Here is a 22,269-nt window from a genome sequence, read left to right as displayed (position 1 = left end):
TGTTCCGGTATTATTAATTATTTACTACAGAACCTGCGCTCAATGGGAGAATACTAGATGCAATCGCTGACTCGACGGATGGCTTTGAAACTGTTTGCAGCAGGAACGACATTTCTGGGCTTCAACAGACCGGGCGGTCTGCAGGCGGCTGATAAAGCAGAGGGAGGTTCTGTCGTAGGTCGCTGGGCTAAAACACACGATCGGGTCTGGCTGGGAGAAGAATTCTGGGCCAATCCAATGGAGGACTGGCGGATCAAAGAGGGTGCCGCAGAATGTCTGTCGACCGGAGGTAGCCGAAATATTCAGTTGGTCACACACCAGTTGACCAATACCGGTGCGCCGTTCAGGATGTCCGTCCATGTAAGTCAGCGGGAAGTCAAGCAGCAGGATGGCGGCGTTGGTTTTCGGGTGGGTGTGAAAAGCGATATTAACGAATACCGCAGCAACTGCTTCGCCAAAAATGGCATCAAGGCAGGCGTGATCGATGGCACGATGGTGCTGGGCAACAAGCAGCAGAAGTTATCTCGGCCGGCTGACATGAAAGACTGCGTGCTGACGCTGATCGGGAAACCGGACGGAGAAAAGTATTCGCTGACGTTAATCGTTTCCAACCCCGAGTCAGATAAACCACTGGGAACTCTGACCCAGACGTTTCCCCCACAGGCGCTGCTGGGCAATGTGGCGGTCGTCAGCAATTTCGATCCCCGCTTCAAACGGATGATCGGTGCCCGCTATCGCTTCAGTGATTGGTCGGTCAGCGGCGATGCCTTTACCGTTTCACCCGAACACAAATTTGGACCGATCTTATGGTCGCAGTATTCGCTCAGCGACTCACGGAGCGATGATGGTTTTGTGATGAAGATCACTGCTCTGACGGGCCCGCTGGGTGAGCAGGATAATAAAGACGTGGAACTGTTCATCAAACAGGAGAAGGAATGGAAGTCACTGGGGACTGCTGCTCTGGATACAGATGCGTGGACGGCGACCTTCCGTGTGCCCAACTGGAACGAGAAAGAGGCAACGCCGTTCAAACTGGTTTACCAGGAAAAGCTCACGGATGGCACCGAACTGGCTGCCGAGCGAACCGGTATCATCCGGGCGAATCCGGAGGGGCGTCCGCTGAAACTGGGAGCGCTGACCTGCCAGAAAGATTACGGGTTTCCGTATGAACCTGTGGCGAACAATCTGTTGAAAGTCGATCCAGATCTGCTTTATTTCTCGGGCGATCAGCTGTATGAGGATCATGGCGGTTTTGGCTTGATTCGTGACCCTGCGGAGCCGGCGATTCTGAATTACCTGCGCAAGTTTTATATGCATGGCTGGGCCTTTGGTGAGGCCATGCGGGACCGTCCTACAATTTGCCTTCCCGACGACCATGACGTGTTTCAGGGAAACATCTGGGGTGAAGGCGGGATGAAAATGAAGGAAGGCACTACGTCTTCCAATGGCGGATATCGCGAACCCGCGCGGATGGTGAATGTGGTTCATAAAACCTGTACCGCCCACCACCCTGATTATGCTGACCCGACTCCCTGCAAACAGAACATCAGCGTGTACTATGGCGATATGGTGTATGGCGGTGTGGGATTTGCCATCATTGCTGACCGACAGTTTAAAAGTGGCCCCGAGCATGTCGAAACCGGTAGCGGCCGGGCAGACCATGTGATGGATCCCAACTTTGATACGTCAGTCCTCGATAAACCCGACCTCGTCCTCTTGGGTGAGCGACAGGAAAAGTTTCTGGAACGCTGGTGTAAAGACTGGCGGGCGCACAATATAAAGGTACTCTTCAGTCAGACCGTGTTTGCCGGTGTTGCTACACATCATGGCAGTTATGATGGTTATCTGAAAGCCGACCTTGATAGTGGCAGCTGGCCTCAGACTGCTCGTAACCGCACGGTCAAGATCATTCGTAAAGGGATGCCGTTACATATCAACGGTGATCAGCATTTGACATCGCTTTCACAATACGGAGCCGACGCGCAGCGGGACAGTTGCTGGTCGTTCTGCACGCCGGCAATCTCCGCCGGTTACCCGCGCTGGTGGCGACCCGATGAAGTGGGGATGCCTCACAAAAATCGTCCGCAGCATGGACTGGCAAACACGGGAGAATTCATCGATGGATTCGGCAATAAAGTGTATGTCTACGCGGTGGGGAACCCGGAACCGGCTTCTGAAAAGAACCGTTACGATCTGGCCCATCAAAAGGGGAGCGGCTTTGGGCTGGTGCTGATTGATCCGGAGGAGAAAACCTATACGTTGAACAGCTTTCGTTTCCTCGTCGATGCAACGGATGGGAAGGCTTCCAATCAGTTTCCCGGCTGGCCTGTAACGATTCACCAGAAAGAAAATGGTGGCGACAATCTAATTCAGTAAACAGATTCTGCGTGTTTACTTCTCTTTTTAACCCGCCGGTGTCAGGAGACGGAGCGATGTGGAAATGCTTTCTGATTACAGCTGCGCTATTGGTTCAGCTCACTTCGCTTTCTTTTGCGCAGACACGCGAAGAAAAAGTGAAACAGGATCGTGCCCATGTGGAGTCGACCGGGTACTGGATCTACAATGATCTGGAGCAGGGATTCCAGGCAGCAAAAGCGTCAAGCAAACCACTTCTGGTCGTGTTGCGTTGTATTCCCTGTGAGGAATGCGTGAAGCTGGATGAACAGTTGATGGAGCAGGATCAGAGTCTGAAGCCATTGATGGATCAGTTTGTCCGAGTGCGGCTGATTTCCACTAACGGACTAGATCTGTCTCTGTTTCAATATGACTACGATCAGTCGTTCGCCGTCTTCATGCTGAACCCTGACCGGACGATTTACGGGAGGTTTGGAACCCGTTCGCATCGAACGATGTGGTCGGAAGATGTTTCGATTACCGGTTTGCGGAAGGCTATTAAAGGGGCACTGGAACTGCATGCGAACTACGACAACAGCAAGACCTCACTGGCTGGAAAACAGGGAACAAAGCCACTGGTCGCCTCGCCGGAAAAGTATCCTCTCCTGGCAGGGAAGTATAAGTCGCGCATCAATCAGAAGCAGAACATTGTGAAAAGCTGTATTCACTGTCACCAGATTGGTGATGCCCAGCGTGATTATTATCTGCGTGATCAGAAACCGCTGCCCGATCAGATCCTGTTTTCGTATCCGCATCCCAAAATCCTGGGGCTGATTCTTGACCCGCAGGAAAAAGCGACGGTGCAGGAAGTCACTGCAGACTCGATCGCCGCTCAAGCCGGGTTTAAACCGGGAGATCAGATCATTTCATTGGAAGGCCAGCCTCTGCTTTCAATTGCCGACGTGCAGTGGGTATTGCAGCATGCGAATGAGACAGATCAGCTGGCTGCCCGTGTCAATCGCGATGGTCAGGAACTTGATCTGACCATTTCTCTCCCCCCTGGCTGGAGACGCAAGGATGATATTTCCTGGCGCGTGAGCAGTTGGCCTTTACGGCGAATGATGCTGGGAGGAGCCGTGCTGGAAGAAGCGTCGCGGGAGGAACGCAAGCAGATTGGACTGACAATGGCATCACCCGATATGGCGCTCCGCATCAAGCACCTGGGGCAGTACGGTGCCCATGCAGCGGCAAAAAAAGCCGGTTTCCAGAAAGGGGATCTGATCCTTTCCTATGACGGCAGAAAAGATTTGAAGCGTGAGACCGACCTGCTGGCGTATGGAGTAAATAAATTGAAGGCGGGTGAGTCCGTTCCGGTGACGGTTTTACGTGACGGAAAACGATTAGGAATGTATCTACCCCGGCAGGAGTAAGTTCTACTGTCCGCCCCCTGGTGGGTTCAGCGCCAGGCGAGTGTTTTTGTCTGGTGATTCCAGGCATGGTCTTTGATATTGGTGCGTGTGGTTAACGTGACACCCTGGGGCGTGAGCTTCGCGACGGTCCAGCCTGTTGTGGAATGATCGGGGTTGGCTACATACGAAGTAGCTGGCGTGTTGAGAATGTGGATGCCTTTATGCTGAGCGTTACCGCGATCATGAATGTGCCCGTGGATGTAGGCTTTTACCTGCGGCCGCGATTCCAGTAATTCCCAGAGTTCTTCCGAATCAGTCAGCCCGCCCGGGAAATGCAGGGGGTCGCCACCGAGCCGCGGGTTATGGTGAGTGACAATGATCGCCGGTTTGTTGGCATGCGCATCAAGTGCATGGGCCAGCCAGGTGCGCTGTTCTTTACCGAGTGTACCTTGAGTGACCATCGTTTTGTGCAGCGAATCAAGTAGAAAGAAATTGGCATACTTTGTCTGTACGACGGAAATATGTCGCGAATTAACAGGTGGCGCAGACGGACGCTGTTCCTGCATGACTTCATAAAAGACATTGCGTTCATCGTGATTGCCCAGCGTCAGATGTGTATCGATTTTGGCTTCCTGCAGCGGCTGAATCAGTTTGGCGAAGTGTCGATAGTCGCCGGGTTGACCGTCGCGCAGGGCGAGATCTCCATTAATCAAAACACACGCTGGTTTCTGAGGTAGTTCCACCAGCTCAGTGACGATCTCCCGCAGATGGGTGGGAATGGGCGACTTTGGAGGATGCTTTTCGCCGATGTGCGTGTCGTTTAAGAGGTAGACAACGTCGGATTGCTGAGTGCTTTGTTCTTTCGCCAGCAGACCGGTGGAACAGGTGACGAAGCCGGCACCCAGCGTGAAAAGGAACTGACGTCGGTTCTGTGAGGGAAGATGTACGGGCATGGGAGGGCGTCCTGTGTTGGATCGTTTCAGGTGGGATGAAAGCAATATATTCTTAATATCGTAAACGACGCACCGACTGAGTGAAACCAAAACTTCCGTTAATTTTGTTTAAGTATTGGCGAAGATTCGAGTAAATACAGTGATTCACGCCCCATCCGTTCACAGATTCCGAGCGCCTCGGAGAACGGGATATCCAGTCGTTCGACGCGATCAGGGTTCATGAAGACGACCCAGCCGGACCAGGGATCGGGGGAGCCGGGAAGATAGACGGATACAAGTTTGTCGTTCGTGCGTTCCGCTTCAAAGGCGATGCGGGTCATGTCATCCAGGCGAACGAGGACCGGCAGCATCTCCGGTTTATTGTGATCGCCGCCGATGCTGCCTTTCAGCTGCTCGCGGTAGATGGCATAACGGGGGAAGAGCAGGATCAGATTCTTCTCGATCAATCGTGACAGACTGCGCCCAATGGACCAGCGGGCTACCAGGCCAGCGGCAAAACACAGCAGGAGTACGATGCCCAGTGCGAGGCCAATCAGCATGGCAATGCCCGCAGGAGTTTTAACGTCAATGTAAACGGAGAGGAATGTGGCGATGGAGAGTACGATCGGCACGATCTGTCCGACGAGTGCACCGATCACAATTAATGGTAATAGAAAGATCAGTCCCCCGATTGCGGTGGTTTTCAGGAAGCCAAAACTTTTTTTAACGTGCTGTGACATGTGGGATCGTCTTTGCTGGGAAAAATTGTGAGTTTATGGTTCGGTTGATTCTGTCTGAGGCGTCATTGTTTCGACAAGGGCATCGCGGCGTTGCTGAAGTTCTGCCAGTTTCGCAGCCTGAGTGTGAATCAGGTTCTGTTTTTCGCAGGGATCCGTTTTGAGATCGAAGAGAAATTCTGCGCCCGCTGCATCCTCGATGTATTTCCAGTCGCCTTGTCTTAATGCAGACCAGCGGCCGCGTTTCAATTCGGCATGGGGTCCGAGCTGCCAGTACAGTTCCCTGGTTCCAACTGGAGACTGGCCGGTCAACAGACCGGAGATGTCTTTTCCATCCAGAGTCAATCCGTCTGTTTTCACATTCGTGAGCCGACAGATGGTGGGGAACAGATCCAGTGCCCAGGTGACTTCGTCAGTTTCGGTCGCTGCTTTGATTTTACCGGGCCAGCGAATGATACAGGGAACGCGAATGCCGCCTTCAAAGAGTGTCGCCTTCGCGCCCCTGAATGGTTGGTTATTGCCGCCATAGACATAGTCACCGCCGTGATCCGTCATGAAAATCACCAGCGTGTTCTGATCAAGCCCGTTATTTTTCAGTGATGACATGACGCGTCCGATACCATCATCCAGGGCAACTGTCATGGCAGCAAACTCGCGGCGGACTTTGTCTTTGATGTTTCCCACCCGTTTCAAATCATCGCCACGCGCCTGCATAATATTCACCGGGCTTTGATCGGAGGGGGACCAGCCTTTTCCGAAATGCGGGGCATTGTAGGACAGGAACAGAAAGAATGGTTTGTCTGTCGTCTGTTGATCTTTCAGAAAATGTTCGGCTTCTTCAGTAATGAGATCGGTGGCGTATCCATTCTCGGAGACATGACGCTGGTTGTGATACCAGTCGGGGATATTACCGTAGGTCATGGTAAAGTAATCGATGCAGCCTCCGGTATGTCCGCGAAACAGGTCAAAGCCATGCGAGGTCGGCAGGAAGGAATTCGTGCCATGCCCCAGATGCCATTTACCGATCAGGGCGGTCTGATAGCCGTTCTGCTGCAGGACTTCTGCGATAGTTGTTTCGGCTGGTTGAATACCGCGATTTTGATCAATCTCGCTCATAAACATCAATGCTCCCAGCAGTTGATCCTGCGAGCGTATCGGGTTGCGGCCTGTGAGGATTCCAAAGCGGGAGGGGGTACAGATCGCAGACGCAGAATAGTACTGGCGAAACAGTAATCCTTCTTTTGCCAGTTGATCGATATTGGGGGTCGGGATTTCACTGCCGTAACAGCCGACATCGTTGATGCCCTGATCGTCAGTGAAAATAATCAGAACGTTCGGTCGTTCCGACGCCTGCAACTGAGAGTAGATTGCAAACAGAGATAAAATCAGTATTGGAATTGAGCGACGGGGAGTATGCAACATCGGATTCCTGCCAGAGTGAGTTGAATCAACCAGAGGACGAAAGAGATTCGTAGTGTAGTCACTCACTATTGTGCATGAAAAGCGTCTGTCAGGCAATGATGTCGTGCACGACGCTCCCGCCTTCGGTGCCGGTCAGGCGGAATTCGCGGTTGCCCTGGTGGAAGGTCAGCCTGTCATGCTGCAGTCCCAACTGGTGCAGGATGGTAGCGTGCAGATCGCGAAAATGGACTTTGCCTTCAATGGCCCGGGCGCCGGTGGGATCGGTTTTTCCGTAAGCCAGTCCGCGTTTGATGCCTCCGCCGGCCATCCAGAACGTGAAGCCACGGGCATTGTGTCCAGTCTCGTCTTTTTTGGTTTCGGGAACAAGACCGGGGCGACCGAATTCCCCCCCCCAGACGACCAGTGTTTCCTCAAGCAGGCCCCGTTGTTCGAGATCTTCCAGCAGGGCGGCAATGGGAGCATCCGTTGATTCGCAGTTTGCTGTCAGGTCGGCACGATGGTTTTTGTGCTGATCCCAGCTGCCATGATTGACTTCAATAAAACGTACACCCGCTTCGGCAAAGCGACGTGCCAACAAACACTGGCGACCAAAGTCGGAGTCTTTACAGGTACCTGCAGTTTTGCCCTGTCCGACGCGATAGCGTTCGAGCGTTGATTTCGTTTCCTGGCTCAGGTCGAGCAGTTCGGGCGCCGCCATCTGCATGCGGAACCCCAGTTCCATCGACTGGATCACGGCGTCGAGGCGGGCATCCTCGGGCCGCAGAGTGGCGTGTTCGCGGTTCATCGACTGCACGAAGTCGAGCTGGCGGCGCTTGACATGTGTGGGCAGATGATCGCTTTGAATGTTGCCAATACTTGCGGTAGACATGTTGGTCGTGTTGAGTCCGATTGGGGTCCCTTCGTAAACGGGAGGCAGAAACGCACTGGAATAAACGGAGGGCTTTTTGGGATACAGACTGATAAAACCGGGTACATTCTGATTTTCTGTTCCCAGTCCATACAGGATCCAGGAACCCAGGCTGGGGCGGGGCCGCAGTCGATCGCCGGTGTGCAGTTGCAGAAACGACTGCGCGTGGTTGGTGATGTCCGCGTGCATGCCATTCAGAACACAAAGTTTGTCGGCGTGCTTTGCCGTTTCGGGGAGCAGTTCGGAAATCCAGAGTCCGCTTTCGCCGTGTTGCGCGAAATTGAAGACAGAGCCAGGATGCTTTTTTTTACCGGTCTGCGGTTTATAATCAAATGTATCCAGTTGTGCGGGGCCACCGCTCATGCAGAGGAAGATCACACGTTTGGCTCGTGCTGGAAGTTGCGGGGCGCGGGCAGACAGGCTGGCAGTCGCCATCGATTCACGGGCATCTGCTGTCTGACCACAGAGAGCAGACAGAGCGAGGTAGCCGAAGCCACAGGAAGCTGAACGTAGTATTTCGCGTCGTGATATTTCGGGCATGAGGTCGTTCCCCTGGTTGTGATCGTGTTTACTGTGTGGGTTCTATTCTTAATCGACGTAGCGAAATTCGTTGGTGGTCAATAATGCCTGGCAGAGTGTGGACCAGACGGTGAGCTGCCTCTGTTCTGTTTGTGATATTTTTGTTTTCAGACTTTGATCGAGATCCTGCAGGAGTGTCAGCGCCCGTTGCAGTTCGGGAGATTCGGGGACGCGATTTAAGGCCCGTTGATAGACCAGATTGATGCGTTCCGTTTCAATTATATTTGGATCGCTCAGGATATTCCGGGCAAAAGCCTGTGACTGCTCAATCAGAAAATCGCTGTTGAGCAGAAACAGACTTTGGGTAGGCAGTGTGGTTTCATTGCGCTGGCCGACGGGTTTTGTGGAATCGGGCAGATCAAAGGCGGCTAACTGGGTTGGTTCGGAATGACGTAACATGCAGAGATAGATACTGCGATGGTTTGAAGGCAGATGCAGGTTACCCGCGGTATTGACGAGTTCGTCTACATTGGCGATAGAAGAGCCCAGGCCGGGGTTCGGGTTGAGCTGACCGCTGGCTGCGAGGATACTGTCCCGGAGGGATTCGGCATCGAGGCGGCGTCGATTGTGGCGACAGAGGAGCTTATTTTCCGGGTCGGCATCCCGCACGTCGGCTTCACAGAAGCTGCTCTGCTGATAGGTGCGGCTGAGGACGATGCTGCGAATCAGCTGTTTGATCGACCAGCCTTCACGGCGGAAGCGGGTTGCCAGATGATCGAGCAGTTCCGGATGCGTGGGACGTTCTCCGTACACGCCAAAATCATCGGGAGTGCGAACGAGCGCGTGACCGAACAGATGCAGCCAGATGCGGTTCACCATCACGCGGGAGGTCTGAGGATGATCGTCAGAGGTGAGCCATTCTGCCAGCTGCAGGCGACCACTTTGTGAGGCATCGATTTTTGGTGATGACGTCATGTTACAGGCAGTCAGGAAGCCTCGGGGCGCACTGGGACCCAGTTTTTTGGATTCCCCTTTGATGTTGATTTTACAATCTGTCGGTTTTTTCTTTTCACGCACGCCCATCGCCAGCGGTGTTCCGGCGGGATAAACGTATTTTGGTTTCTTTTTTCTTGCTTGAACACGTTTGTTCAAGACCGGCTTGGCACCGCTGTCCGGCGGCGCGACATAGTGGTGTTTCGCTTTCAGAACATGCAGGGGGGTTTCCGGCGCGGTTAACGGTTGATGACCGGCGGCGCCCCACATGGTTTCGGTACTGAGGAAGATGCCTGCCATGGCGTAGTAGTCGCTGGTGGGAATGGGATCGTGTTTGTGATCGTGACAGCGGGCACAGGCGACACTGAGCCCCATGACACCAGTGCTGACAACATCAATCTGGTCGTTGACCACATCCATATCAAAGTTGACATTCATGGCTTTGGCGGGTTTGGAACCGAGGGCCAGAAAGCCTGTGGCGATCAGCAGGCGGTCGCGCTCTGCAGGATTCTCTGCAGGAAGCAAATCGCCGGCGATCTGTTCGGTCAGAAAACGATCATAAGGAATATCATTGTTGAACGCCTGGATTACATAATCACGATACCGCCAGGCATGCGGGAAGGTCGGATTGCGACTGAGACCGTCATTCCCGTTCGATTCACCGTAGCGGGCTACGTCGAGCCAGTGGCGTCCCCAGCGTTCGCCGAAATGTGGTGAGTTCAGGAGCTGATCCACCAGGGTGTTTACGGCGGCCTGTTGTCGACGCTGATAGTCGTCCAGGAAGGCTTCGACCTGCTCCAGCGTGGGGGGCAGACCGATCAGGTCATAATATAACCGTCTTACCAGTTGTTTTGGCGCTGCATCGTATGTGGGCTTCAGGCCAGCAGCTTCGATGCGGGCGAGAACAAACTGATCGAGCGGATCAACGCTCCAGTGTTGATTCTGTATGGCGGGGAGTTCGGGATTTGTGATCGGTTGAAAGGACCAGAGCGCAGGATCAGCAGAGGCAGAAACGATGTTCGGTTTTTTCGCAATGAGAGGGAGATCACTGCGGGGATCGGGTACCCCCATTTCCACCCATTTGACGAAGTCAGTGATGACTGCTGCCGGCAGTGGTTCGCTGGGAGGCATCTCCAGGCCGTCATAGCGGAGTGCCTGGATTAACAGGCTTTCATTAGGACGTCCTTCGACAAAAGCCGGTCCTGATTCGCCTCCTTCGCGCATGCCGTCGCGGGTATCCATGCGGAGTTTGCCACCGAGCTCTTCTGATTTGGCAGAATGGCAGGAGTAACACTTCTTAACGAGGACGGGGCGGATTTTGTTTTCGAAAAAGGCCCGTTGCGCGGGATTCATCTTCGCGTGAACGGGCTTCTTTACTGATTTACTGGCTGATAATACAGGGGGAACCGTGTAGAACGTGATCGCGAGAAACCAGCAGGTGGCAGAAATCAGGGTGGTGAGCTTACGCATGGCCGACAGATTCTATGCAGGTAGGAGAAGTCGTACGCGTTCAGGTAAGATGTAGTGAACAAGGATAGATCATACTTGGTTGATGTGTTTAAGTCAACAACCTTAAGTTTCTTTCGGCTTGTAGGAGAGTAAAACGACAGACTTTTGTGAGCAGGGCTTGATAAAGTCTTAATCGCTCAGCTTTACCTGATTGATGTGATCTGCTGTTTTGATAGGATTGTGATCTGTTGCGAAATGAAAATGGCTACTGACAGAGAGTGAACAGCGTGTTAACAATCTATGACGTAATTATCGTTGGCGGTGGTGGCAGTGGACTGGCGGCGGCAGTGCGGGCACTGGAGCAGGGGGCACGCGTACTGGTGCTGGAGAAGCAGCCTCAACTGGGGGGCACGACGGGGATGGCCATCGGCTCGTTTACCGCGAACGGAACGAGTTTGCAGCGTGATGCGGGTGTGAACGATAACGCGGATGATCACGAGGAAGATGCCAGCAGGTTTGCGGCTGCGGAAGTTGAAACGCATAACAACAGTGAACTGCGGCGGTTTTTTCTAGGGGAGACTGCGGAGACGCTGGAATGGCTGCGGGGCATGGGCCTGTATTTTCATGGACCCAATCCGGAACCGCCGAACCGGGTGCCTCGTATGCATAATATTGTGCCAAACGCGAAAGCGTATATTGCTGCCTTTCAGGCGAGGATCATCCGATTGAAGGGAACGATAGTCTGCAGTGCGCCAGCAGTGGAACTGGTCTCTGACGGAACGCGGATTACCGGAGTCGTTGCGGAAATTGAGGGGACGCGAACGGCGATCACCGCGCAGCGGGGGGTGGTGCTGGCGGCTGGCGATTATTCCAGTGCGCCGGAGATGATCGGGCGGTTCAAAGGGGACCGGTTTAAAACGATTGAGGGGGTGAACCCCAAGGCGTGCGGCGACGGGCATCTGCTGGCAGAGCGGGTGGGGGCGCGACTGCTGAATATGGAGATCACCTATGGACCGGAACTGCGGTTTGTCCCGCCGCCGGGAGATCCCTTCGAACAACTGCTGCCAACCAGTGGTGTTTTCTCAAAGCTGCTGGGGCAACTGGTGCCTTTACTGCCGCAGGCGGTGATCAACTGGCGGATCAAACGACTGTTGTTAACGTGGCAGCATCCGGAGAATTCGCTGTTTGAAGATGGCGCGATACTGGTGAATACAGATGGTTGCCGCTTCTGTAATGAGACCGATTCTCCTGCCCGCGAGATCGCGATTTCTGAGCAGCCGGGAAAAGCCGCTTATATTTTATTGGACGAACGGATCGCCGCGCATTACAGCCAGTGGCCTTACTTTATTTCGACCGCGCCGCAAATTGCGTATGCTTACGTGGATGATTATCTCAGACTGCGCCCGGATGTGAGTGTGGCGGCAGATTCGCTGGAAGCCGTCGCAGAACAGCGGGGATTAAACGCGTCAAATATGAAAGGAGCAGCGCAACAGTTTAATCATTACGTTAGCGGGGAGCAGTCAGACTCGTTTGGCCGAACCGGTGATGCATGTCCTCTGGCAGGAAAACGCTGGGTATTGCTGGGACCGGCGAAAGCGTATTTTACGACCACCGAAGGGGGTGTGGCGATTAATGCGGGACTGCAGGCGCTGAATGAAAGTGGGCAACCCATTCCCGGTTTGTATGCGATCGGCAGTAACGGCATGGGAGGCCAGGTACTGTGGGGACATGGGCTGCACATCGCCTGGGCGATCACCAGCGGTAGACTGGTGGGTGAAAAGCTGGGGAAAGAACTCAATTAAAGTGTGTAGTGGGCATGGTGGGAGTATCGGGATAAGGAGCAGAAAATGGATGAATTTTCAGAGTGGCAGGAATGTCAGATTGTTCCATCTCAGGGAATGGAAGTTCCTTCGGTACACGACAACTTTGTGACGGCGCTATCGATTGATCTGGAACAGGGGACACTTATTCTGAAGACACTCTATCAGGAAATGAATCAGCGGAAAGAACAGACTGATCTGCGATTTACCGGAGTGAGCGCACATTATTTCAACGATATCGTCGCTCCCAGTATTCTGTTTGATGTGGAATGCACTACCATCCGGTCATTGCTGTCTGAGTGGGAGTGGCTGTTTCTCAAACGAAAAAATCATGGTTGGCCGCTCCGTTCCTATGAAACACTTACGGAACTGGAACGGCATTGGGAAGAGCGGGGACTCAAAGCGTATCGGGTGAGGGGGATCTCTGGCCTGGATGGGTTTGTGATCGCAGAAAAAGTGGAGTATCAGATGCGGACGCGCGATTGAGAAAAGCTGCCGGGTATCGAGTACTCAGCGGGGCATCTTCAGTGTCTGTTTACTCCCAATGAACCGGGGTGATCAATCTCTGGGGGCGATCAGCACCGCTTTCGGCTGCTTTTCGGCAGTCTCGGACAGAGCCTTATTTACTTCAATCGATTTGCTTAATTCCATGACCCTGGCTCTGATCTCAGGATCTTTTTTCCAGCCAGTTTTTCCTGAAAGCTCCAATAACTCTCGCATATTTTCGGACATCGGCTGGATTTTGACTTTCCTCGAACTCAGGGGCCTTCCGCCGATGTCGACGTTTATTTCCTGCCGTGTTAAATACAGAATCGCGATCAAAAAAATAAACAGACTAATGCAGAGAGTGAGCGGTCCGTACAGAAACGAACTCAATAGCAGGAGTACACGCGAGAGCATGGGGCACCTTACATTTAAGAGAAAATGGATTTTATGTGCCTGCAGAGTTCTTATAGTTAGATCTGTTTTATTTGGTTCGAATGAAAATAATACAGAGTGAAGATCAGCTATGTCTTTTAGCTCAGGATTTGACATATGTAGTTGAGTATGTACATTTCAGTATAGATGCTCTTATTAAATAAACAATTATTAGTATGTTTTATTGTATCAATATTAAGAAAATAGATTTGGCATAAAATCAGCTGTTTTTATTGCAATTTACGAGGATTTTTCTGTGGCGTGAATCCGGTAGAGCCAGCTTTTAAATCCTGTTCCATCGGTGCGGCTCCCATCGCGGAGGGCGCCGATTTTTTCGACGGCTCGCTGAGAGCGGATATTGTCAGGGCCGATGAGGAAAATGACAGAATTGACAAAGCGGAAAGCGTGCTGCAGCATGAGCTGTTTCATTTCGCCGTTATAGCGGCCGCCCCAGTGGGAGCGGGCCAGAAAGCTCCAGCCGATTTCAATTTCGGATGCTTCGGGGTGATAGCCGTTAAAACGCGAGGAGCCGATGACTGTGTCTGTGATGATATCAATGGCGACCAACGCACCGCCGGACTCCAGGGATTCCTGAAATAACTTTTGGAATATGGGTTCCTGATAGCGCGTGCGAGCGGGGTGCTGTTCCCAGAGAAGCGGGTCAGAGGCGACAGCATACAGGGTGGCATAGTCATCGGGCTGTAGGGGACGTAGCCGAAGCAGTTCGCCGTGGAGAGTGGGTTGCAGATCAAATGTCATGGGTTTGGATTCTAATCAAAATGACTGACTGGTCGGGGCGGTATGAAACCGATTTAAACAGGAGTTATCAGTATGAGAAAATTGAGTAGAACGGGTTCGGTTGAGAATCGTTTTTTATACTACCAATCAAAGCATGAAATGACAGGAAAAAGAAACACACTGATTCAAGTGCCGGATGTTCATTTGAGTGACTGAGATCTGGATTGATTAAAATACACGACTGCGCGAGTTCATCTGGAGTCCACTTACAGTTAATGTAAACTTTTGATTTAGGAGTGAGGAATGAGTGTGTTTTCGCCGTTGAGTTTTATGATCCCATTGTCTTTGAAGGGATCATCTTCAAAGACGTGGTGGTGTCAAGCAGGATTTCGGAAATTCGGTTGGCGATACCGTTGTGAAAGGTTGCGATCCCATGGTGATCGATTCGCGAAGGCAGCGTGGTGGTGCAACGAAGTGTGTCGATAACCGGGGATCGGATGAGCAGGGATTTTAAAAATGGTACGGAAACGAGGGACTTTAATAGTGATGATGTCGCAATGGTTCATGTGTTTTCACTAACCTGAAATTTGACTCGCGCGCGCGACGCAGTTCAGGGAGTTTCATCAGCGACGCGTGGCTGTCAAGCTGAACTTGAGCAGCGAGGAAGTGGGCAGAGAAAGATTGAACATCAGTGATTAGAAATGCCTGTATTCAGCCGGCGATGGGAGTTCGTTTTGAATTATACATATCAAAGCCTTCCGAGTGCCAAAACTCTTTCAGGCCGATTTTGTCATACAGGTCAATTTCCGAGGCAAAGAGAGGATACATGCCTGCAAGATGAATGGTGCGATCGGGTAGTTCAAAAGTCGCCTCATCCTGATTTAGAAAAGAGGGGGCGAACACCAGATAGGCGCTCATTTCGCTTTCCTCTGAAATCGGGTCGTCGACCTGAAAAATGTCGCCGTAGGAGAATCGTTTTTCGTTAAAAAAACCTGAGGCAAAATAGCCGGCTGCAAAACCCCAGCTCTTGTCGGTGGTGTCCAGCGAGACGATCAATTCTGGTTTCCCATGTTTCCAGTCAGGGTGTGAGGCGTTGGACAGACCGCAGGTGACGGCGGTAAGAGTTCCTTCTTCCGGCAGATCTTCAAAGTAAAAGATCTTGATAGTGGGGAGATGGTCTTCTGCCTGTACTTCGGCGACTTCGTTGATCTCGCCAAAACGTTCTTCAAGTGCGTTTTGCCACTGTTGTTCAAATTCGTCCATGAGATTGCAAGTCCTGAGAAGTGGGATTAATAGTGAGTACGAGTCTGAATATTAGATAAATCTGCCTGAACTTTAACTGTCCGGGTTGTTGGAGCCGGGGATCACCTTTGTGAGATCTTTACCGAGAATTGAAGGGCACCAGTGACGCTCGATGTGTTCGATAATCATTTCCGTACCTCGCGCGTGGCTGACGTAGGGGCGGTCACGGGGATCGTAGAGTGCATCGGTCAGATCTCTACAGAGCACGACATTTTTATCGAGGTATCTCAATTGACGAATCCCGAAGGGACGGCCGAGGACACACATGTTGGTGTGCACGCCCATGATCACAATGTTCTTCCGCTGTTCCTGTTCGAGGAAATTGTAGATCTCCTGACCATTGGCGCTGATGACATCGTAACCGACGATTTTGATCGCCGGGTGTTCGTGGCGGTCGGTATTTTTTTTGTAGTCGGCTATCGGGTCGTCACAGCCCCGTAAACTGGATTCAGTAGATCGTTTCACGGTGTCATCCACGGGCAGTGGTGGTTCTTTCTCCGGGTTGAGATAACACCAGCTTTGAATGGGGACGGGTGGCTTTGAAGGTCTGGCTTCTTTAATGCGCTGGCGGAAAGGCGTTTCTTCATAGAGTTGAATCCCGCCGCTGGGGGCATGAATGATGGCGACGCCCTGATCGCGGGCTTTCGAGATCACTTCGTTCATACGAGGTGCCATGCGATCCACACGCTGTGCCGCCAGTTTACAGGGATGATCGGCCCACATGTCGCAGATGATAATCGCGGTTTCCGAAGCGTTCCACTCGGTCTGTTCGGTTTTTGCTGCCGCATCTTTTTCCTTGCTTCTTTTGCGAAGTGTCACGGAGAGCTTTCCGGGAACAGCTGGAATGGACCGGGAGGATCGACCAGTTTCTTCGGCCAATAGAGTTCCGATTTGAGGGAGCAACGCCCCCGCGGTACAACTCTGGAGGATAGATTGCAGGAAACGTCGTCGGTGTTGTGTCGAATACTTCGGCATGGTGAATCCTTTTCTCGTAGAATTTCGAGCGGTCTAATCTGTATTGTGAAGTGACCGGTCCACCAATTCAATGCGAAACTGCCGTGAAATCGGATGCATGGCAGGAAACTGTTTTGAGCTGACCTTTCCTTTGCCCCGACGTGATCGCATAATAAAGGAACAACGCCTCGACCGTTATGGAAGTCACAGACCAGATATCGGGATTCGATTTTATGCTTATACGTCTTTGTGCTTTTTTATTCATCCTGATCAGTTCGGTAGTTTTTTTACCCGCGAACGTTTTCGCCGTGAATTTTCCTGGACAAAATCCGCCCGCTTCCCTGGAATTGAAAACGGGAGATCGGATTGTATTGATCGGAAATACATTTGCCGATCAGCTCAGACTGAATAATTATCTGGAGACAGTGTTGACATCACAGTCAGCTGCCCCGGGGCTGACGTTCCGGAATCTGGCGTGGTCGGGCGATGCATTGAAGCTGATGCCGCGCCCTTTAAATTTTGGATCGCTGGATGATCATCTGAAAGCACAGCAGGCTGATGTGATCATCGCCTGTTTTGGAATGAATGAGTCGTTCGACGGAGATGCGGGACTGGCCGAGTATACTGAGGCGTGGGAAGAGTTTCTGAAACATCTGGCTTCTCAAAAATATAATGGCAAATCGGCTCCGCGGGTGGTCATCATTTCTCCGATCGCCCATGAAAATATGGGGCCACCATTGCCGGACCCGGCCGAACATAACCAGAGTCTGGCAAAATACACGCAGGCAATGCAGTCTGTTGCGAAGCGACATCAGATTCCAGTCGTGGACCTGTATTCCAGATCGAAAAAAATGATGCAGAAAAATGTTTCACAGAAACTGACACGAAACGGAATCCATCTCAATGAATATGGTTACTGGGCAATGAGTCATTTCGTGGCAGAACAGTTACTGGGGCAGAAACTCGAGAGCCCGTTAGTTGTGATTGACGTCGCACAGAAACAGATCCAGGCAACCCATGCGAAGGTCAGTGATTCGAAGTTTCAACCTGATCAGATCGAGTTTACTCTTCAGGCTGAAACATTGCCGCTACCTGCTCCACCAAAAGTTTCGATTCCAGATAGCGAGTTACTGGAAAAGCAGCCTCGACTGACGGTTAAAAATCTGCCTGAAGGGAAGTATCGACTGCTGGTGAATGGAACGCCGGTGACAGAGGCCCGACACTCCGACTGGTCTCGGGGGCTGCTGTTGTTGAATCTACCTTCACAAGGACAAGTCAATGATCTGCGAGCAGACATTGATAGGAAGAATGAACTGTTCTTCTATGTCTATCGGGCGCACAATGCTGAATATGTCTTCGGGCGTCGCACTAAGCCGTTCGGCGCGGTTTCTTTTCCACCGGAAATGGAGACGTTCGGCAAACTGATTGAAGCCCGTGAAGCGACCATTCAATCCCAGGCACGCCCGTTGGATAAAACGAAGTGGGGACTGTTCCGGATAGACTAGCCAGCTTTATGTTTGAAAACTGCTTCTCCATTTAATGATTAAATCTTATCAGATATCAGAGCGAAATATGTTTCCACGATCAATCCTGCCGAATTTAACTGTTGCGATATCAATGGTGAGTGTCCTGTTTTGGAATGAACCACCCTGTGGTGCCGCGGAGCAGGAACAGCCACACGTGGTGTTTGTGGTGGGGACCACACATAATTTGCCTCGCAAAACAATTCCCGCATTTGCGAAACGGCTGGAACAGTATGGTTTCAAAACGACGGTTCTGCTCCCCGAGAAAACAGGTGAGAAGAAATATCTACGCGAAGAAGTTACCGGATTAGAGGTGTTAAAAAAAGCGGATGTTGCTGTGTTTTACCTGCGATTTCAGCGGTTGGCACCAGGTGAGTTTTCACATCTGCAGGACTATATTGAGTCCGGAAAACCGCTGATCGGATTACGGACCAGTACGCATGCGTTTGATTACCAGAAGGGGCATCCGCTTGAAGAGTGGAACCAGGGTTTTGGTAAGCGGGTGCTGGGGTCTGAATTCCTGTTTGACGTGTTGGGGGAAACCGTGGTCGACCATGTGCTGGAGCACCGTGATCATGAAATATTGAATGGTGTTGCTGCGAGGTTTCTTGATCCCGGGACTTTATATCAGGCCCGCCCCCCGGCCGATGCAACCCCCTTACTTCGGGGGACCGGTAATTCGAAACGGAAGGGGATCTTCAAGAATCAGTTTGGCACCTATGAGCTGACCGGCGAGATGAGTTTTCCCGTGGCCTGGACGTGGAAAAACGAATGGGGCAGCCGGGTGTTTACGACAACGCTGGGCCACGAAAGATCGTTTGGCCTGGATGCCTTTAATCGATTGTTGATTAACGCGGTCCACTGGTGTCTGGAGAAACCGGTAGGGACGACTCCCGAACGAATGGCAGTCGCGAATTCGGCTCCCAACCTGAAACGGCCGTTCGAACTGACACAGGATCATTCTCCGGAAGCGGAACGGAAAACATTTGAGATGTTGCCTGGATACGAGGTGAATCTGTTCGCAGCCGAACCGATGCTGGTTAATCCCATTCATATGACGTGGGATCCGCAGGGCCGACTGTGGGTAATCTGTTCGACCTCGTATCCACAGGTTTCTCCTGGTGAGAAGCCGAACGACCAGATCGTGATTCTGGAAGATACCGATGGAGACGGGCGCGCGGACAAGTCGACGGTCTTCGCAGAAGGGCTTTATGTTCCCACGGGACTGGAGTTGGGAGATGGGGGTGTATATGTTGCGAATGCCCCTGACCTGCTGTTTTTGAAAGATACGAATGGCGACGGGAAAGCCGACCATCGTGAAGTCATTCTCACCGGGTTTGCGACAGAGGACAATCATCACTCGATCAGTGCCTGGCGCTGGGGGCCGGGAGGCTGGCTGTACTTCCAGGAGGGAACCTTCATGCATACGCAAGTGGAGACGCCTTATGGAACTGTCCGTCTGGAAAACGGGGGCGTGTTTCAGTTTCAACCACGTACACTTAAGTTGAATGTGTTCGCCGACTATCGCGCTTCGAATCCGTGGGGCCATATGTTCGATGACTGGGGGCAATCGTTTGTGATTGATAACCCACGGCTATATTTTACTGCACCACTCACTGCGAACAGTCGTGCTAAGCTGGGATATGATGCCAGCGGTGAAGGAACCAAGCAGTGTGGCGGCGAGTTTGTGTCCAGCAGACATTTCCCACCGGAAGTCCAGGGAGAAATCTGGACTAATCAGTACAAGTCGCATGTGATGGCCCGTTATGAGGTATCAGATGATGGCGCTGGCTTTACGATTAAGGGGCTGGATCCGTTGATTCAGTCGAGCAGTTCTTATTTTCGACCCGTTGACTTGAAGATGGGACCGGATGGCGCTGCGTATATTCTGGACTGGTACAATCCGTTGATCGGTCATATGCAGCACAGCTTTCGTGACGAACGCCGCGATACCACACATGGCCGCGTCTGGAGGGTGACGCATAAAACACGTCCTCTGGTGGAACGTCCGCAACTGACGGAAGTGCCTCTCGCGAAAGTCGTTTCCCATTTGCGTGATCCGGAAAGCTTTACCCGGCAGCAGGTGAAACGCGTATTGTACGATGCCGATCAGCAGCAGGCGAAGCAGGCTCTGGATGAATGGTTGCTGACCCTGGTTCCGCAGGAACCAAATTATGATCATCATCGGCTGGAAGTACTCTGGTGTTACCAGACGATTGGCGTTGTGAATGAAGAACTCCTGCGTGAGCTCCTGCAGGCAAAGGATGCCCGGGCCCGCGCTGCCGCCATGCGGGTGCTGAGGTATTGGTATCCAAATATTAAAAAACCGCTGGAACTGGTTGAGACGGCGATCCACGATCCGCATCCGCGCGTACGGTTAGAAGCAGTTCTGACAGCTGGTTATATTCCTGATCCACATTCGGTAACGATTGCCGTCAAGGCGATCGATGCTCCTATGGACCGCTATCTGGAACACGCGTTGAAGTTGACGATTGATGGTTTGCAGTCGCAGTGGCTGGAACCTCAACGCCAGGGGAAATTGAAGTTTGAAAAATCAGCCCACCAAAATTACGCGTTGGCGAATCTACTTTCGAATGAATCGATTGATGTAATTATTGATCTGTTAAACGCGGGCAGTATTGATGCTGAACTTTTACAGGGTCCGGCTCAGACGGTCGCAGAGCGAGCGAATGCCAATCAACTGGAACCGCTGGTATTGAGTCTGTTGGAAGTGACGCGTGAATATAAAACACAGGGGGGGAAAGGGATTTCCCCGGAAGCATTGAGTATTTTACTGAACGCCCTTGATCGGGCGGCCCGGGAACGGGGAGTGATTCCCAATGGAAATATCGGCTCGATGCTCAGTCGCTCAGCCGTGGTACCGGGTTTACCGGTGCAGAAATCAGTAGCCCGATTGGTCGGATCCTGGAAACTGACACGGGAAGGAAAACGTTTACAGCGTGAGATCAATAAGGCGGAGACGGATTTCGAAGTCAAACAGCTGGCAGCGGAATCACTGGGGATGCTCGGAGATTCGGCTTCGCTGAAGTTTCTGAAGGCGCTGGCTGAATCGAAGAAGCCGATGAGTCAGCGACTGCTGGGTGTTTATGGACTAGCGGCTCATGATCAGAAAGAGGCGGCAGCATTGTTACCGGCAATTCTGAAGAATGATCCTCACGAGGAGAATCCTGCCTGGGTTTTAACGGCTTTCACCCTTCGCAAAGGGAGAGTGGAAATTCTGACGGAGGAATTGAAGACGGCTTCACTGCATCCGCGGGTAGCATCACAAATCAGACAGGCTCTGATCGAAACGGGCGAAACCAGTCAGTCGCTGATTGAGGCGTTTGGTGGAGCTGTCATGCAGGGTTCCCTGGAAGCACAGCTGTTGAAAGAAAACGTATTGGAACTGGCGACAGCTGTTCGTGAAGAAGGAGATGCAGCGCGGGGTGAGCAGATCTTCCGCCGCAGCGAACTGGCGTGCATGAAGTGCCACAGTATCTCGAATGCGGGTCCGGTTCTCGGACCAGATCTGGCTGCCATCGGTTCGAGTTCACCGCCGGACTATATTGTAGATTCGTTTCTGCGACCATCGAAGGTGATCAAAGAATTCTATGAAAGCATCATGGTCGTGACGGATGAGGGCCGCGTGTACAACGGAATTATGGTGGTACACGATGATAAGAAAGTCGTGCTCAAAGATGCGGTCCGTCAGGGAGCACTGGTGACGATTCCCGCGGAACAGATCGAATTTACAAAGAAGCTGCCATCATTGATGCCGCAGGGGCTGGCGAGCAAATTAAAAAACCGCCAGGAGTTTCTGGACTTGGTGAAGTTCGTGACAGAACTGGGGCGTCCTGGTCCTTATGCCACGAGTGTGGCCCAGGTGGTGCGACGCTGGCGACTGCGTGGGGCGGATGAGCCTTTGACTGCAGAACAGATCCAGGAATTCAAAACACTGAATGATTCGGGAGTCGCTGCATACAGCATGGTGAGTGGTATGCTACCGGCTGCAGATCTGAATCTGGAAAAACCACTGACCCAGGCGATTGCTTTTGTAGATGTCAATCAAGCAGGCAACGTTCAGTTGAAATTGAATTCGGTCAAAGGGCTCAAAGTCTGGCAGAACGGGATACCACTTCCGGTCGAAGCATTAACGACACTGGTTTTGCCGACCGGTCGAAATCAGTTGACATTCGAAGTAGATCGCAGCTTGCGCGGTGATCTGGGATTGCGGGTAGAATTTCAGAGAGCCAGTCAACCCCCCGAGGGCCGCTTCAAAGTTGTGGGCGGCCCTTGAGGGTTGTGTGGCATA

The 22,269-nt window shown here is 52.2% G+C and carries 14 protein-coding genes; 6 read left to right on the top strand and 8 right to left on the bottom strand.

Going from position 1 to position 22,269, the window contains the following annotated elements:
- The first annotated feature begins 57 nt into the window (after positions 1–57).
- Both ACN0YH_RS18225 and ACN0YH_RS18220 read left to right on the top strand, forming a co-directional pair.
- On the top strand, positions 58–2,376 hold the full coding sequence (locus tag ACN0YH_RS18225; protein ID WP_417381011.1) for an alkaline phosphatase D family protein: 2,319 nt from the start codon (positions 58–60) through the stop codon (positions 2,374–2,376).
- Between the two features lie 56 nt (positions 2,377–2,432).
- The gene (locus ACN0YH_RS18220) at positions 2,433–3,764 is read left to right on the top strand and encodes a Trx7/PDZ domain-containing (seleno)protein (RefSeq protein ID WP_417381010.1); all 1,332 of its coding nucleotides are present in this window, start codon (positions 2,433–2,435) and stop codon (positions 3,762–3,764) included.
- A 26-nt stretch (positions 3,765–3,790) separates the two neighbouring features.
- Here the strand turns inward: ACN0YH_RS18220 and ACN0YH_RS18215 are convergent, their stop codons facing one another.
- The 5 genes from ACN0YH_RS18215 to ACN0YH_RS18195 form a co-directional block, all read right to left on the bottom strand.
- Positions 3,791–4,696 carry a metallophosphoesterase gene (locus ACN0YH_RS18215; RefSeq protein WP_417381009.1) on the bottom strand — a complete coding sequence of 302 codons (906 nt, stop codon included), beginning with the start codon at positions 4,694–4,696 and terminating at the stop codon, positions 3,791–3,793.
- Positions 4,697–4,794: 98 nt separating this feature from the next.
- The gene (locus ACN0YH_RS18210; RefSeq protein ID WP_417381008.1) at positions 4,795–5,415 is read right to left on the bottom strand and encodes a DUF502 domain-containing protein; all 621 of its coding nucleotides are present in this window, start codon (positions 5,413–5,415) and stop codon (positions 4,795–4,797) included.
- A 33-nt stretch (positions 5,416–5,448) separates the two neighbouring features.
- The gene (locus ACN0YH_RS18205; protein ID WP_417381007.1) at positions 5,449–6,834 is read right to left on the bottom strand and encodes a sulfatase-like hydrolase/transferase; all 1,386 of its coding nucleotides are present in this window, start codon (positions 6,832–6,834) and stop codon (positions 5,449–5,451) included.
- A gap of 88 nt (positions 6,835–6,922) precedes the next feature.
- Positions 6,923–8,281, bottom strand: a complete 1,359-nt coding sequence (locus ACN0YH_RS18200; protein ID WP_417381006.1) for a DUF1501 domain-containing protein — start codon at positions 8,279–8,281, stop codon at positions 6,923–6,925.
- 48 nt (positions 8,282–8,329) lie between these two features.
- Positions 8,330–10,723: a PSD1 and planctomycete cytochrome C domain-containing protein gene (locus ACN0YH_RS18195; protein WP_417381005.1), complete on the bottom strand. Its 2,394-nt coding sequence runs from the start codon at positions 10,721–10,723 to the stop codon at positions 8,330–8,332.
- A gap of 266 nt (positions 10,724–10,989) precedes the next feature.
- On the opposite strand from ACN0YH_RS18195, the gene ACN0YH_RS18190 reads away from it, so the two are divergent.
- On the top strand, positions 10,990–12,504 hold the full coding sequence (locus ACN0YH_RS18190) for an FAD-dependent oxidoreductase (RefSeq protein WP_417381004.1): 1,515 nt from the start codon (positions 10,990–10,992) through the stop codon (positions 12,502–12,504).
- 45 nt (positions 12,505–12,549) lie between these two features.
- Positions 12,550–13,008 (top strand): hypothetical protein, encoded by a 459-nt coding sequence (locus ACN0YH_RS18185; protein WP_417381003.1) that lies wholly within the window; start codon positions 12,550–12,552, stop codon positions 13,006–13,008.
- A gap of 672 nt (positions 13,009–13,680) precedes the next feature.
- Here the strand turns inward: ACN0YH_RS18185 and ACN0YH_RS18180 are convergent.
- The 3 genes from ACN0YH_RS18180 to ACN0YH_RS18170 form a co-directional block, all read right to left on the bottom strand.
- The gene (locus tag ACN0YH_RS18180) at positions 13,681–14,199 is read right to left on the bottom strand and encodes a GNAT family N-acetyltransferase (RefSeq protein WP_417381002.1); all 519 of its coding nucleotides are present in this window, start codon (positions 14,197–14,199) and stop codon (positions 13,681–13,683) included.
- A gap of 690 nt (positions 14,200–14,889) precedes the next feature.
- Positions 14,890–15,441, bottom strand: coding sequence for a suppressor of fused domain protein (locus ACN0YH_RS18175; protein WP_417381001.1), 552 nt, complete (start codon positions 15,439–15,441; stop codon positions 14,890–14,892).
- 72 nt (positions 15,442–15,513) lie between these two features.
- Positions 15,514–16,455, bottom strand: coding sequence for a protein-signal peptide and transmembrane prediction (locus ACN0YH_RS18170; RefSeq protein WP_417381000.1), 942 nt, complete (start codon positions 16,453–16,455; stop codon positions 15,514–15,516).
- A 212-nt stretch (positions 16,456–16,667) separates the two neighbouring features.
- Between ACN0YH_RS18170 and ACN0YH_RS18165 the strand changes: the two genes are divergently transcribed.
- The gene (locus ACN0YH_RS18165) at positions 16,668–17,939 is read left to right on the top strand and encodes an SGNH/GDSL hydrolase family protein (RefSeq protein ID WP_417380999.1); all 1,272 of its coding nucleotides are present in this window, start codon (positions 16,668–16,670) and stop codon (positions 17,937–17,939) included.
- A gap of 67 nt (positions 17,940–18,006) precedes the next feature.
- On the top strand, positions 18,007–22,254 hold the full coding sequence (locus ACN0YH_RS18160; protein ID WP_417380998.1) for a PVC-type heme-binding CxxCH protein: 4,248 nt from the start codon (positions 18,007–18,009) through the stop codon (positions 22,252–22,254).
- The last annotated feature ends 15 nt before the right edge of the window (positions 22,255–22,269 follow it).

Origin of the sequence: Gimesia sp. (genome assembly GCF_048262075.1) — a bacterium.
In the GTDB taxonomy this organism is placed as follows: domain Bacteria; phylum Planctomycetota; class Planctomycetia; order Planctomycetales; family Planctomycetaceae; genus Gimesia.
This window is presented reverse-complemented; position numbering and strand designations above follow the sequence as displayed.